Origin of the sequence: Paenibacillus sp. FSL E2-0178, assembly GCF_038593005.1 — a bacterium.
GTDB lineage: Bacteria > Bacillota > Bacilli > Paenibacillales > Paenibacillaceae > Paenibacillus_AQ > Paenibacillus_AQ phytohabitans.
Map to the genome: position 1 here is coordinate 7,378,763 of NZ_CP151953.1, position 13,231 is coordinate 7,391,993.

A 13,231-nucleotide genomic window follows, 5' to 3' on the forward strand; every position below is an offset into this window, starting at 1 on the left:
CCGAGAAGAAGGGAGGGCATGTACATGCCGTTAACAGGAAAAGAATTGATCGAGGAAGTCCGGGCGACCGAGGTGCCCTATGGCTGTCTGGCCGTCTGGTTTCTGGGACAAGCCAGTGTCATTATCAAAGGGGCAGAGGTGACCGTTTATATTGATCCATATGTCTCTCCTGACCCGGACCGGACGTTCCCGCCGCCGATTCCGCCTGCGGAGATTACGAACATGGATGTATGCCTGATCACCCATGACCACTCGGATCATCTGGATGAGCGGGCATTGCCGATGCTTGCAGAGCTCAATCCCGCAGCCCGGTTTATAGCTCCGGCGGTCTGCCTGGAACGGTTGCAGGGACTCGGAATACAGAAGGAGCGCCTAACCGCAGCGTTGCCTGCTCATGCAGCAGAACCCGCACCCGGCCTGCAGGTGTTCCCGGTTGCTGCGGCGCATGAACAGCTGGAGCGCGATGAACAGGGCAACCCCAAGTATGTCGGCTACATCCTGCAGCTGAACGGGGTCACGCTGTATCATGCCGGAGATACGGTTCTGTTCCCTGAGCTGATTGAGGAAGTCGGCAGCCGGAAGGTTGATCTGGCGCTGCTGCCGATTAACGGCCGTGACTACTACCGGGGAAGCCGCAATATTGTCGGCAATATGAACTACCGGGAAGCGGCGGAGTTTGCGGCGACCAGCGGTTTTGAGACCGTCGTTCCGCTGCATTATGATCTGTACGCCGGTAACGCCGAGAATCCGGGGTATTTCGTCGATCACCTGTACCGCCACTTCCCGGAGCAGAAATTTCATATGATGGCCAGAGCCGAACGGTTCGTCTATGTGTCGGCGCAGGCTTTTAAGAACAGCACTCCAGACTCCAAGTAAGCGCATTCAAAAGATCAGCCGAATTTCTTGAATACCATCCACAAAAGCGAAATCAGACACACGCCGACGGCGGCGAGAACCAGCGGAAACCACAGCGGAGCGGAGGTTGCAGCAATCTGGATCATCCCCATTCTGTGGTTCACCTCCTTCCGGTGCAGAGTTTGCGCTACTGCAGCGCAGGATAGAGCAGAGACACCTGATATTTGCTTAAGAAATCAATCCATTCTTCGGACGGCCGCTGATCGGTGACGATATAATCGACTTTGTCGAAGCTGAACAGCCGGATGAAGGCGATCCGGTCAAACTTGGAATGATCGGCCAGGAGGACAACTTTGTTCGCCTGTTGCTGCATCAGCACCTTGAGCTCGGTCTCCGCTTCGTTCGAATCGCTGAGGCCGCCGGTCATGGAGAGCGCCTTGCAGCTGAAGATGGCCACATCCACATTATATTTCAGGATCGTCTGCGACGCCGTCGGCCCTACAAAAGAGCTGGTCTCCGGACCCAGAATGCCCCCCGTGGAAATGAGCTTCTGTCCGGAATGCTGGAACTCTGACAATACCGCCAGGGAATTGGTGATGATTGTCAGATTTTTTTTGTCCTCCACGATTCTCCGCAAGCCTTCAAAAGCCGTTGTGCTGGTATCGGTCATCACACTGTCCCCGTCACTGATCAGCTCCAGCAGACATGCGGCAATCATCCGCTTCGCTTCAATATTGACCTGATGTCTGTGGGAGTAGGAGGGGTCCTCGTTGGTATGGGCGTTCAGAATGGCTCCGCCGTAATTCTTCTTGGCAATACCCTCCTTATCCAGCCGGTCGAGATCGCGCCGGATCGTCTCCTCCGATACACCAAATTTCTGCGCCAGGTCCGCTACGTGAACCTTCTTATGCCTGTATAGCTCGTTGATTACCAGATCCCGCCGTTCAAAAGCCTTCATCGCGTTGCCCACCCTTGATTAAATAGTTCTAGCCATAGTATATCAACTAGTTTACTACATATTTCTCCAAAACTTAAATAATTAAAACGAACATAATCCCACACTATATTTGAATTATATCACACAATACCACATAAATATCAAATATAAAGTGTGGAATATTGTTGACTTTATGAGTTTAGAAATCTATGATGGAGAAGAAAAGGATTAGTCGGCGGAGAATGCCCATAGTTTGCAGACAGTAGCAGGCTGTATTTGATAGCGCTTACTAATCGGAGTGTACAGCTCCAATGAAATTATTTTATCCAAATCAACCATTGATTCCGGGGAGGAACGGCAGTGACAGCAAATTATCCGAAGATTGGTATACGGCCTACGATTGACGGCAGAAGACGCGGGGTGCGTGAATCGCTTGAGGCCCAGACTATGGGGATGGCACAGCGTGTGGCGGCATTTTTGCAGGAGAATTTATTTTATCCGGACGGTTCGCAGGTGGAGTGTATTATTGCTGATTCTACCATTGGCGGTGTGAAGGAAGCTGCGGCGGCAGCGCAGAAGTTCGCAGGTGCGGGTATAGGCGTATCAATTACGGTCACACCTTGCTGGTGTTACGGATCAGAAACGATGGATATGGATGCTTCGATTCCGCATGCGGTATGGGGATTTAACGGAACGGAACGCCCCGGGGCGGTGTATCTGGCGGCAGTGCTGTCTGCTTATGCGCAAAAAGGCATTCCGGCCTTCGGCATCTACGGCGAAGATGTTCAGGAATCCAGCAGTGAGGAGATCCCGGCGGATGTACAGGCCAAGCTGCTCCAGTTCGCGAAGTCGGCACTTGCGGCTGCACTGATGAAGGGGAAGTCTTATCTGTCGATGGGCTCCGTATCCATGGGGATCGCCGGTTCTATCGTCAACGAGCAGTTCTTCCAGGAGTACCTCGGCATGCGCAATGAGTATATCGACATGTCTGAATATGTGCGGAGATTTGAGGAAGGGATCTATGATCCTGAGGAATTCAAGCGGGCACTGGCCTGGGTCAAGGACAACTGCCGGGTGGGAGCGGACAATAACCCGCAGCATCTGCAGCTCAGCGAAGAGGTTAAGGAAGAGCAATGGGAGACCTGTGTCAAAATGGCGCTGATCGCCCGCGATCTGATGACCGGCAATCCGGAGCTTGCGAAGCTTGGCTTCGAGGAAGAAGCGAACGGCCACAACGCTCTGCTGGGCGGCTTCCAGGGCCAGCGTCAATGGACGGACCATTTCCCGAACGGCGATTTCATGGAGACGATTCTTAACTCCTCGTTCGACTGGAACGGTAGACGGGCGCCTTATATTGTCGCTACCGAGAATGACAGCCTGAACGGGGTCACGATGCTGTTCAATTATCTGCTGACGAATACGGCGCAGATTTTTGCCGATGTCCGCACCTTCTGGAGTCCGGCTGCAGTGAAGCGTGTGACCGGATACGAGCTGGAGGGGGCAGCGGCAGGCGGTCTGCTGCATCTGATTAACTCCGGTTCAGCGGCACTGGACGGAACCGGTGAGCAGAGCATTGACGGCAAGCCGGTGATCAAGCCGTTCTGGGACATCACGGATGAGGAAGCGGCTGCCTGTCTCGCACAGACCCAGTTCCGCCCGGCCTCGCAGGAATATTTCCGAGGGGGCGGCTTCTCGACAGACTACCTGACCAAGGGCGGAATGCCGGTCACCATGGCCCGGCTGAATCTGGTCAAGGGGCTCGGGCCTGTGCTCCAGCTGGTGGAAGGCTTCACGGTGGAGCTGCCGGGAGAAGTGCATGATACGCTCGACCAGCGAACGGACCCTACCTGGCCGACAACCTGGTTCGCACCTAAGCTGACAGGCAAGGGCTCGTTCCAGTCTGTATATGATGTGATGAACAATTGGGGCGCCAACCACGGTGCGATCAGCTACGGGCATATTGGAGCCGATCTGATTACCCTGGCCTCGATCCTGCGGATTCCGGTCAGTATGCATAACGTGGAGGAATCGCGTATTTTCCGGCCGCGTGTCTGGTCGCTATTCGGCACAGAGGATCTGGAAAGTGCTGACTACAGAGCCTGCCGTAACTTTGGGCCGCTCTACTAAATCTTCAAAATGAAGCGGGTGCGGAGAACATGGGCGAAGAGATAATCAAGCTGCTGGCCATCGATCTGGGTGCCAGCTCCGGCAGGGTCATGCTGGGAACGTATGCTGGAGGGAAGGTGGAGGTAGAAGAAATCCGCCGCTTCCCTAACGGGCCCGTAGAGGCTGACGGGCAGTTGTACTGGGATGTCCAGCAGCTGTTTCATGAGATGAAGCAGGGGATTCTGGAGGCCGTGAAGTCCCGCGGCCCATTGCAGTCTATGAGTGTCGATACCTGGGGAGTCGACTATGGCTTCCTGAATGCTGAGGGGGAGCTGCTGTACTCCCCGCATCACTACCGGGACCAGCGGATGGAGGGTATTGCTTTGGCGTTGGAGGCAGCCCTGCCCCCTGAGGAGCAGTTCAAGCTGACGGGCAACCAGTCCAGCCCGATTAATACGGTGTATCAATTATTTGCCGATCTGCAGGCTAACCCGGAGCTTACACAAAAGGCCAGTCTGCTGATGATGATGCCTGACCTGTTCAATTATATGTTCAGCGGCACGGCGGTCGCTGAGCAGACCATCTGGAGCACCAGCGGCCTGCTGAATCCGGATTCGTCTGCTCCGGCAAGCGAAGTGCTGCGCAGGCTGGAGCTCCCGGTGAAGCTGATTCCCCGGCTGGTGCCGGCGGGCACTGTAATCGGCGAGCTTCGGCCAGGCCTGCAGAAAGAGCTTGGTTCCGGCCCGCTCAAGGTCATTGCCGGGGCTTCGCACGACACTGCTTCCGCTGTGGCTTCCATCCCTTACGGGCTTGGAGGCTCCACCGGCGGAGAGGGTTCCGCCGCCTTCATCAGCTGCGGAACCTGGTCGCTGGTCGGCCTGGAGACTGCGGAGCCTATACTTAGCGCCGAGGCCGACGCCTACGGCTTCACCAATGAGAGCTGCTTCGGCGGCACGAACCGCCTGCTGAAGAATATCACCGGCCTGTGGCTGCTGCAGGAGACCCAGCGCGGCTGGGCAGAAGCGGGAGAACCGCTCAGCCATCAGGAGGCGGCAGAGCTGGCTGAGGGGCTGGACCGGTCGACAGCGCGCATAGCCGTTCTGGACCCGAACGATCCCCTCTTCAGCACCCCGGGGGATATGCCGCTGCGGATTGAATCGTATTGTATCCGCACAGGCCAGCCTGTACCGCAGAGCCGGGCGGAGATCATCCGTACCATTCTGGAGAGTCTGGCCCAGTCTTACGCCAGCACGATCCGTGAACTGGAGACACTTACAGGCAGACCGGTCAGCTGCATTCATATGGTCGGCGGAGGCATCCAGAACAAGCTGCTATGCCAGCTTACAGCGGATGCCACAGGCAAAGAAATCATTGCCGGACCGGTAGAGGCAAGTGCAATCGGCAACGTATTGGTGCAATTGACGGCACTGGGAGCGATTGAAGCATCCGAAGCCAGAACAATTGTAGCCCGTTCCAGTGCCCCTGTCCGGTATCAGCCGGCTTTATCAATTATTCATAGCGATCAAGGAGGACAATGATGAATACGAAGGAAGAGGAATTGCGCCGGCTTATCTGTGATATCGGCCGCAATCTGTTTAATAAGGACTTTATTGCCGCCAATGACGGCAACATTTCGGCACGCCTGTCGGCTACAGAGGTAATCACCTCACCAACAGGAGTCAGCAAAGGCTATCTGCAGCCGCATATGCTGGTCAAAGTGAATCTGCAGGGGGATATCCTTGAAGCCGCGGAAGGCTACCGGCCATCCACGGAAGTGAAGATGCATCTGAAGATTTACAATGAGCTGCCGGAGATGGGCGGCGTGGTGCATGCGCATCCGCCGTATGCGACCGCTTTTGCCATCAAGGGCGAAGCGCTCGACAAGATGATGATGCCTGAATCGGTGATTGCCATGGGGGACATTCCACTGGCGGTATACGGAACGCCTTCAACCGAGGAGATTCCGGATTCGCTGATCCCCTTCCTCGGCAAGAAAACGGCTGTCCTGCTGGAGAGCCATGGCGCATTGACCTGGGGCAAGGATGTCATGGCTGCCTATATGAATATGGAGCGGCTGGAATATACGGCGAAGCTAACCTTCCTGACCCGGATGATCGGCGGGGAACGTGAGCTTCCTCAGCACCGGATCGAGGAGCTGGTAGCTTTGAGATCGTTCTACGGCATGTAAGCCGTGGCTTCGACACAGGAATGAAGGAGGATAGTAGTCATGCTCAAAAAAATACCCAAGCTCCTCTCCCCCGAGCTGGTCCGTACCCTGATGGAAATGGGCCATGGGGATGAACTGGTTCTGGCGGATGCCAATTATCCGGGCCACGGGCTGCATTCCAGAGTGCTCCGGGCGGACGGCATCGGCATTCCCCGGCTGCTGGATGCGATCCTGGAGCTGCTGCCGCTGGATCATTATGTGCCCGCACAGGCGGCATTCATGGCTGTAGTGGAGGGTGATCCTACCGTTCCGGTGATATGGGAGACGTACAAGGAGATCCTGGCCAAACATGACGGGGCGGCTCAAGTGGAGTATGAGGAGCGTTTTGAATTCTACAACCGCTCGAAGCGGAGTTATGCGATCGTGATTACCGGGGAAGAGGCGCTGTACGGGAATATTATTCTCACCAAAGGCGTGATCCCGCCGGATGCCGGATAAAGGATAATCCTTCAGTTGCCTAATACAAAATTTAAAAGATAAGACCGCCCGGCATTGGAGGGCGGTCTTGTTGCTATATCAGTTGCTCAAATGTAGAAACTTCATATGAAATATTATGTGTTGTGTGATTTGGATCCACTGACCCTGGGTTTGCAAATATTTTGAGAGTAACTAGTGTGAAGTGAATAGATTTAATTGTATTTCGTGCAGTTAAAAAGACGGCAAAAAACCGAATTGTCAGTTTAACTGTATCCAGTACAATTAAAATCAGCGGTAAGTCTACTTTAGCGGAATATGGGGGTTTTTAAGTGTACAAAGTGCAATTAAAACCCTCGCAGTGCAAAAATTGATCACTTTAGTTGTATAAAATACACTTAGGACCGGAGCGAACGACCGGTTACTATAAATTGCTCATTTTTAGTATTGAACCGGCTCCTAAACCGGGTCGAACATGAACAAGTGCCCCGTACGCCATATGGCCGGGGCACTTGTTCATATTTCGTTATACATCCGCCGCAGCAGCTCTGCACTGCCGCTCATATGCTCTTCGGGAGTGCTCTCCAGCAGGCCCTGAATATGCGGACGCTTATATTTCATGTAATGGAGCAGCGGAGCGAAGTTCAGCAGTCCCTGTCCTGCAGGGACAATCTCAATCCGCCCGTCCCTGACCGTGAAATCCTTCAGATGCAGCACCGCGATCCGGTCACCCAGCAGCTCAAAGGCCTCTGCAACAATACTCTCCTGCTGCAAATAGTTATCCTTCGTCATCAGATTGGCGGCATCGAATATAATCTGCAGATTACTGGAGGCCACTTCGTCCAGCAGCCGTCTGGTCAGCTGAGCCGTGTGAAGCGGGTGGTTAATCCCTGCCTCGATGCCGACCGTTACCCCGAAACGCTCTGCTTCCGCAACCATTGCTTTGACAGAAGCCACAACTTGTTCAAAAGCTTCCTCAGTGAAATTATCCTTCGTATATCCCTTTCCCACACTGCCTGTCTCGGTACCTACCAGACTCGCCCCGAAATCACGGGCCAGCCGCAGCTGGGTACTGAAGTCATTCAATGCCTGTGCGCGCCGGGCGGGATCAGGATCGATGATGTTTACATAGCAGCCGAGAACGGCAATCCTGATGCCGGCCTGCCTGAAGGCATCACCATAATAGGCAGCCGTTCCCGGACTGAGTGCGCCGAGTGTAGGCGCACTCTCCGGAAAGGACTTATGCAGCGCGAACTGAATAGAGGAGAAGCTGTGCTCTTCCAGCTTCTCAATCAGCTGCGGCAAAGGACACGGGTTGAAATCATGGGCGCGGACGCCGAGGTGAAACGGTACAGTCATATGTTCTACTCCTTTGCTCTGCAATTTCCCGCAAATAAGGCCGCCTGTGTCCGCAAGGGCACAAGGCGGCCAATTCAAGCGATGAGGTTAACGCACTACACCCGCAAATAAGGCTGCAGTACCGAGAGTCCCGCAGACTGTTCCATCGCTTCTGCTACCAGCGAGGCGATCCGCTGCGCGCCAGCCTGCGAGAAATGGGTGTCATCCGTGATCCCGTCCGGGTAGTTGGGATGGCTTCCCGGAGGCAGATGCATGAACAGCTGTTGTGAGCCTTCGATTCCTAGCGAGCGGTAGAGCTGCTGTGAGGAGGCGAAGATATCGAGCAGCGGTGTTCCGGTCTCTGCCGCAACTTCGCGCATGGCCTGCGGGTATGGCCCCACGGCCTCAGGATCAGGTTCACCCTCCGCTGTAAAGCGGCGGCGGCTCACAGAGGTCAGCAGCAGCGGGAACCCGCCGCGGCTGCGGGCGGAATCGATAAATACCTTAAGATTCTGGCGGTATTCGGTATCCGGATCCGTATAACGCGCCGGATCTTCGATCTTCTGGTCATTATGACCGAACTGGATCAGCAGGAAGTCTCCAGCCTGGAAGTCCTGCTCGATCTCCGCAAGCCTGCCCTCGGCCAGGAAGGAGCGTGTGCTCCGTCCGTTCACTGCCCGGTTCTCAATCCGCACCTCCGGTCCCACATGCCCGTGGAGAAATTCTCCCCATCCGGTCATCGGTGATTCGGAGGCCGCCTTCCGGGCTGCGGTAGAGTCTCCGGCAATATAGATGGTCGTCATCTTCAGCACTCCTTCACCCGGGCGGTAACCTCCACCGAGCTGCCGGAGGTCTGGAAGCCGAAATAGCCTGCTGCATTATTGTAGGAGATATCCTCTACCATAGCGCCCAGTAAGTCTATGTCATCCGGTGCCTCACCGCGTTCCACGAGTTCACCGATCAGCTCACAGAGCACCCGGCGGAAATATTCATGCCGGGTATAGGAGAGGAAGCTGCGTGAATCGGTCAGCATGCCGACGAAGTTACCCAGCAGGCTGTTGTCAGCCAGCAGGGTCAACTGCTGGCGCATACCGCTGCGCGTATCGTTGTACCACCAGCCGGAGCCGAGCTGGAGCTTGCCGGCAGTATCCTTCTGGTAGCAGCCCAGCAAGGCCAGCAGGGCAGGGTAGTCGCCGGGATTCAGCGAGTACAGGATGGTCTTCGGCAGGCCGCTGCCGCTCTCGGCACGGTCAAGCAGCTGCGATAGCGGTGTGGTCAGCGGCAGGTCGTTAATGCCGTCGTATCCGGTATCCGGCCCTAGCTTCCGGAACATCGGCGTGTTGTTGTTGCGGTAGGCATGCAGATGAAGCTGCATGGTCCAGCCTTTGGCCTGGTAGAAGCCGATCAGTGCAGTCAGCAGCTCTGTGCGGTAGAGGGTGATTTCCTGCGGTGATAGCGCCGCACCCTGCAGTCTTTTGGCGAAGACCGCCTGGGCAGCTTCTGGTTCACCGGCTTCGTAACGCAGCACATCAAGGGCATGGTCCGACAGGCGGCAGCCATTCTCATGGAAGAAGTCCACACGGTTGCTCAGTGCCTCAAGCAAGGCCGCATAGGTCTTAACCGGCTGGCCGGCGGCTTCCTCCAGCTTGCCGATCCAGGCACTGAAGCCTTCGGCATCGATGTTCAGTGCCTTGTCGGGACGGAAGGTCGGGAACACCTGGAACGCGGTCTCAGAGTCTCTGAGCAGCTTGTGGTATTCCAGCGAGTCTGCCGGATCATCCGTAGTACAGATTACCTTGACGTTCGAATTGCGGATCAGACCGCGCCGTGTAAACGCCGGTTCGGCCAGCTTGCGGTTGACCTTCTCCCAGATGGCCGGTGCAGAAGCTTCGTTCAACAGCTCATTAACGCCGAAGAAGCGGCGGAGCTCCAGATGGGTCCAGCTGTACAGCGGGTTGCCGATGGCTTTCGGGAGTGTCCGGGCCCAGGCCAGAAATTTATCATAATCGGAGGCATCCCCGGTAATATGCGATTCCGGCACACCGTTCGCGCGCATCAGCCGCCATTTGTAATGATCTCCATAAAGCCAGGCTGCCGTGAGGTTCTCGAACGGTTTATCTTCATAGATTTCGCGCGGGTCCAGATGGCAATGGTAATCGACAATCGGCATTGCTTTGGCATGCTGATGAAATAGCTGGCGTGCGGTATCGCCGGATAACATGAAATCTTCATTAAGAAACATGGATAAGATCTCCCTTTACATGAATTTGGATAGGGTTTTATAGCGTAACGCCGGTTTTGAAAATAGCCAGCTCGCGCACTTCATTCTGCTCGTTCCGTGTTTTTTGGCCGCTGGCGACATCTATGATATAAGTGATGAATTCCTCCAGCACATCGGCCATCGGTGTTTCCAGCAGAGGACCGGCGTTGAAGTCCATCCAGTGGCCTTTTTTGGCAAAAAGATCGTTGTTAGTGGCCACCTTCACCGTAGGTACGAAGCTGCCGAACGGCGTTCCGCGTCCGGTAGTGAACAGCACCAGCTGGCAATCCGAAGCAGCGAGAGCGGAGGCGGCAACCAGATCGTTGCCGGGAGCCTGCAGGAGGCTCAGCCCTTTTTTGCGCAGCTTTACGCCATATTGCAGCACATCGACCACCGGCGAAGTTCCGGCCTTCTGGGTGCAGCCCAGCGATTTGTCCTCCAGGGTGCTGATGCCGCCGGCTTTGTTGCCTGGAGAAGGATTCTCGTATACAGGTTCGCCGTACGAGAGGAAATACTGCTTGAAGTTATTGATCAGCGACACGATCTCTTCATAGACCTCATGGCTTTCTGCACGCGCCATCAGCATCTTCTCTGCACCGAACATTTCCGGCACTTCCGTCAGCACCGAGGTTCCGCCCTGGGAGATGATGAAGTCGGAGAACGCGCCCAGCAGCGGATTGGCTGTGATCCCGGAGAACCCGTCGGAGCCGCCGCATTTCAGGCCGATGTTCAGCTCACTGAGCGGAACCGGCTCACGGACATCGTTCTTCGCAGCCTCATACAGCTGCTCCAGCAGCTCAAGGCCGGCTTCTACCTCATTGCCCACCTCCTGGGCAACCAGGAATTTCACCCGCGACTCGTCATAATCGCCCAGCATGCTGCGGAATTCGGCGACTATATTGTTCTCGCAGCCGAGCCCGAACACGAGCACCCCGCCGGCATTCGGATGATTTACCGCGTCGAGCAGAATGCTGCGGGTCATGCGGTGATCATCGCCGAGCTGCGAGCAGCCGTAAGGATGCTTCAGTACCGTGAAGTTATCGAAGCCGCCAAGATCGGGATGCTCAGCCTTGAACTCCTGCAGCATTTGCTCGGCAATCCCGTTCACACAGCCCACGGTCGGGATAATGAACAGATCATTACGGATGCCGACCTTGCCGTTACTCCGGCGGTACCCCTGGAAGGTCAGATCACGCCGGGGGTAGGTAACCTGGTGAACATCCGGCACATACTCATATTCCTCTTCGCCGGACAGATTGGTCTTGATATTATGCGTATGAATCCAGTCCCCAGCGGCAATCGGAGCGATGGCATGCCCGATAGGATAACCGTATTTGGTGATAACCTCATCAGTCTGGAAATCAGTCAGGGCAATCTTGTGGCCCTGCGGAATATCCTGTGCTGCCTGAAGCGTCAAGCTGTCTATGGTGAGCTGCTCCCCGGCCGATATCGGCCGCAGGGCTACAGCTACTGTATCTCTGGGGTTCATTTTCATTAAGTGCTTCATGTTGGACCCTCCTAAGTTTTGTTAGTTATTGCTTTAGCCGACAAGCTGCTGCAGAGCGGCGCGGGAATCCTGCTTCTCCAGCTGCTGCAGATGGGCGTTAATTTCAGCTTCCAGTCCGGGCAGCAAGGACAAATCCTGTCCCCACAGGCTGGTGTTGCTGAGAATGGTGCTTGCGAAGGTTGCCGGATCACTCCATGACTGTGTGAAAATCTCCAGGATTTCCGGACTGTCCTGCAGCGGCACACGGTCTCCCCGGTAGCTGAGCAGGAGTGCGGCGAAGGCGAGCGTAATGCGCTCCGGAAGCTTGCCGCGTTCCTGCTGATAGCGGAGGAGCACCGGGAGCAGCCGGGTTTTGAATTTGGAGATGCTGTTCAGTGAGATGGAAGTCAGCTCATGGCGGATGAACGGATTTCTGAACCGTTCCTGCACGGCATCCGCATAGGACAGCAGCTCTTCAGCAGGCAGATCCAGCATAGGAATCAGTTCATCTTCGATCAGCTGCTTCACGAAGCGGGAGAACGTTTCGTCATTCATAACATCCTCAACGGTTTCTAGACCCGCCAGCAGCCCCAGCGGAACCATAGCCGTATGCGGCCCGTTCAGCAGATGAACCTTGCGCTCGCGGTATGGAGTCATATCAGGGGTGACTACAACGTTCAGTCCGGCCTTGGCCAGCGGCAGCCGTTCAGTAAGTGATTCCGGTCCTTCAATGACCCAGAACAGGAAAGGCTCAGCCGTAACCATCACATTGTCCAGATACCCCAGCTCGGCTTCCAGCTCAGCGGCCTTATCGCGCGGATAACCCGGAACGATCCGGTCAACCAGACTGCAGCAGAAGGTATTCTCCTCCTTCAGCCATTGCAGGAATTCCCCGCCCAGATTCCAGTCAGCGGCGTATTGCTGCACAATCTCCTGCAATTTCTCGCCGTTGCGGTCGATCAGCTCGCAGGGGATGATGACGAAGCCCTTTTTGCCCAGCTCGAAACGGCGGTGGAGCAGCGCAGTCAGCTTGCCCGGGAAGCTCTTCGGCGGCGTGCCGTCTGCACGGTCGCCCGGAAGATAGGCAATACCGGCTTCCGTCGTGTTGGAGGTGATGAATTCCAGCTCATCATTCTCAGCGAGCGCAAGGTAACTCCCGTAATCGCTATAAGGGTTGATCACGCGGCTGACCGAAGAGATGATTTCCCGCGAGTTGACTGTCTGGTTATCCATAATGCCGTTCAGCAGCACGGTGTAGAGATTATCCTGGGCGGCCATGAATCCGCCGAGCCCCTGTTCAATCGGCTGTACCAGCACTGCGCTTCCGTTGAACAGGCCTTGGTTGTTCATCTGCTGCAGCTGCCAGTCCACGAAGGCGCGCATGAAATTGCCTTCACCGAATTGGATCATTCGCTCGGGATGCAGGGTTAACTCCGGGTGAGTGCTTCTGGATAAACGGTTTGTCATAATGGTCATGATCTCCTTTTAAAATATAATGTCATAAATGCACACGTTAACATTTTATTTTGAGCAAACCCGGAAATTCCGTCTTTGTAAGACGTTATTCGTGTCTGCTGAAAATACAAAGCGGGCAAGCCGGATAACCCG

At 55.4% G+C, this 13,231-nt stretch carries 11 protein-coding genes; 5 read left to right on the forward strand and 6 right to left on the reverse strand.

Translation table 11 applies throughout. The annotated features are described in order from the left end of the window. Nucleotides 1–24 precede the first annotated feature (24 nt). Nucleotides 25–876, forward strand: coding sequence for an MBL fold metallo-hydrolase (locus MHI42_RS31595; protein ID WP_342421762.1), 852 nt, complete (start codon nt 25–27; stop codon nt 874–876). Nucleotides 877–1,042: 166 nt separating this feature from the next. Here the strand turns inward: MHI42_RS31595 and MHI42_RS31600 are convergent, their stop codons facing one another. Then, nucleotides 1,043–1,813: a DeoR/GlpR family DNA-binding transcription regulator gene (locus MHI42_RS31600; RefSeq protein ID WP_039295325.1), complete on the reverse strand. Its 771-nt coding sequence runs from the start codon at nt 1,811–1,813 to the stop codon at nt 1,043–1,045. 339 nt (nt 1,814–2,152) lie between these two features. On the opposite strand from MHI42_RS31600, the gene MHI42_RS31605 reads away from it, so the two are divergent. From MHI42_RS31605 to fucU, 4 genes are read left to right on the forward strand one after another with little or no spacing between them, the layout of a single operon-like run. Then, on the forward strand, nt 2,153–3,919 hold the full coding sequence (locus tag MHI42_RS31605; RefSeq protein ID WP_342421763.1) for an L-fucose isomerase: 1,767 nt from the start codon (nt 2,153–2,155) through the stop codon (nt 3,917–3,919). A gap of 29 nt (nt 3,920–3,948) precedes the next feature. Beyond that, nucleotides 3,949–5,436 carry a rhamnulokinase family protein gene (locus tag MHI42_RS31610; RefSeq protein WP_342421764.1) on the forward strand — a complete coding sequence of 496 codons (1,488 nt, stop codon included), beginning with the start codon at nt 3,949–3,951 and terminating at the stop codon, nt 5,434–5,436. Next, a complete protein-coding gene (locus MHI42_RS31615) occupies nt 5,433–6,086 on the forward strand; it encodes a class II aldolase/adducin family protein (RefSeq protein ID WP_231575179.1) in 654 nt (217 codons plus the stop codon). The genes MHI42_RS31610 and MHI42_RS31615 overlap by 4 nt, the downstream gene beginning before the upstream one ends. Before the next feature lie 39 nt (nt 6,087–6,125). Then, nucleotides 6,126–6,563, forward strand: a complete 438-nt coding sequence (gene fucU, locus MHI42_RS31620) for an L-fucose mutarotase (protein ID WP_342421765.1) — start codon at nt 6,126–6,128, stop codon at nt 6,561–6,563. A gap of 492 nt (nt 6,564–7,055) precedes the next feature. On the opposite strand, the gene MHI42_RS31625 is transcribed toward fucU, so the two are convergent. The 5 genes from MHI42_RS31625 to MHI42_RS31645 all read right to left on the reverse strand — a co-directional run bounded on the left by MHI42_RS31625 (nt 7,056) and on the right by MHI42_RS31645 (nt 13,090). Beyond that, nucleotides 7,056–7,898 (reverse strand): sugar phosphate isomerase/epimerase, encoded by an 843-nt coding sequence (locus tag MHI42_RS31625; protein WP_342421766.1) that lies wholly within the window; start codon nt 7,896–7,898, stop codon nt 7,056–7,058. Nucleotides 7,899–7,993: 95 nt separating this feature from the next. Further along, the gene (locus MHI42_RS31630) at nt 7,994–8,680 is read right to left on the reverse strand and encodes a rhamnogalacturonan acetylesterase (protein ID WP_342421767.1); all 687 of its coding nucleotides are present in this window, start codon (nt 8,678–8,680) and stop codon (nt 7,994–7,996) included. Between the two features lie 2 nt (nt 8,681–8,682). Further along, entirely contained in the window at nt 8,683–10,119 is a 1,437-nt protein-coding gene (gene uxaC, locus MHI42_RS31635) for a glucuronate isomerase (protein WP_342421768.1), read from the reverse strand. Nucleotides 10,120–10,156: 37 nt separating this feature from the next. Beyond that, nucleotides 10,157–11,644: an altronate dehydratase family protein gene (locus tag MHI42_RS31640; protein WP_042138808.1), complete on the reverse strand. Its 1,488-nt coding sequence runs from the start codon at nt 11,642–11,644 to the stop codon at nt 10,157–10,159. Nucleotides 11,645–11,677: 33 nt separating this feature from the next. Next, complete coding sequence (locus MHI42_RS31645) at nt 11,678–13,090, reverse strand: tagaturonate reductase (RefSeq protein ID WP_342421769.1); 1,413 nt, start codon at nt 13,088–13,090, stop codon at nt 11,678–11,680. Between the last annotated feature and the right edge of the window lie 141 nt (nt 13,091–13,231).

What these genes read in the sequence shown, in the direction of transcription:
- MHI42_RS31595 (WP_342421762.1), top strand. Translation starts at nt 25, where the DNA reads ATGCCGTTAACAGGAAAAGAATTGATCGAGGAAGTCCGGGCGACCGAG.
- MHI42_RS31600 (WP_039295325.1), bottom strand. Translation starts at nt 1,813, where the DNA reads ATGAAGGCTTTTGAACGGCGGGATCTGGTAATCAACGAGCTATACAGG.
- MHI42_RS31610 (WP_342421764.1), top strand. Translation starts at nt 3,949, where the DNA reads ATGGGCGAAGAGATAATCAAGCTGCTGGCCATCGATCTGGGTGCCAGC.
- MHI42_RS31615 (WP_231575179.1), top strand. Translation starts at nt 5,433, where the DNA reads ATGATGAATACGAAGGAAGAGGAATTGCGCCGGCTTATCTGTGATATC.
- fucU (WP_342421765.1), top strand. Translation starts at nt 6,126, where the DNA reads ATGCTCAAAAAAATACCCAAGCTCCTCTCCCCCGAGCTGGTCCGTACC.
- MHI42_RS31625 (WP_342421766.1), bottom strand. Translation starts at nt 7,898, where the DNA reads ATGACTGTACCGTTTCACCTCGGCGTCCGCGCCCATGATTTCAACCCG.
- MHI42_RS31630 (WP_342421767.1), bottom strand. Translation starts at nt 8,680, where the DNA reads ATGACGACCATCTATATTGCCGGAGACTCTACCGCAGCCCGGAAGGCG.
- uxaC (WP_342421768.1), bottom strand. Translation starts at nt 10,119, where the DNA reads ATGTTTCTTAATGAAGATTTCATGTTATCCGGCGATACCGCACGCCAG.
- MHI42_RS31640 (WP_042138808.1), bottom strand. Translation starts at nt 11,644, where the DNA reads ATGAAGCACTTAATGAAAATGAACCCCAGAGATACAGTAGCTGTAGCC.
- MHI42_RS31645 (WP_342421769.1), bottom strand. Translation starts at nt 13,090, where the DNA reads ATGACAAACCGTTTATCCAGAAGCACTCACCCGGAGTTAACCCTGCAT.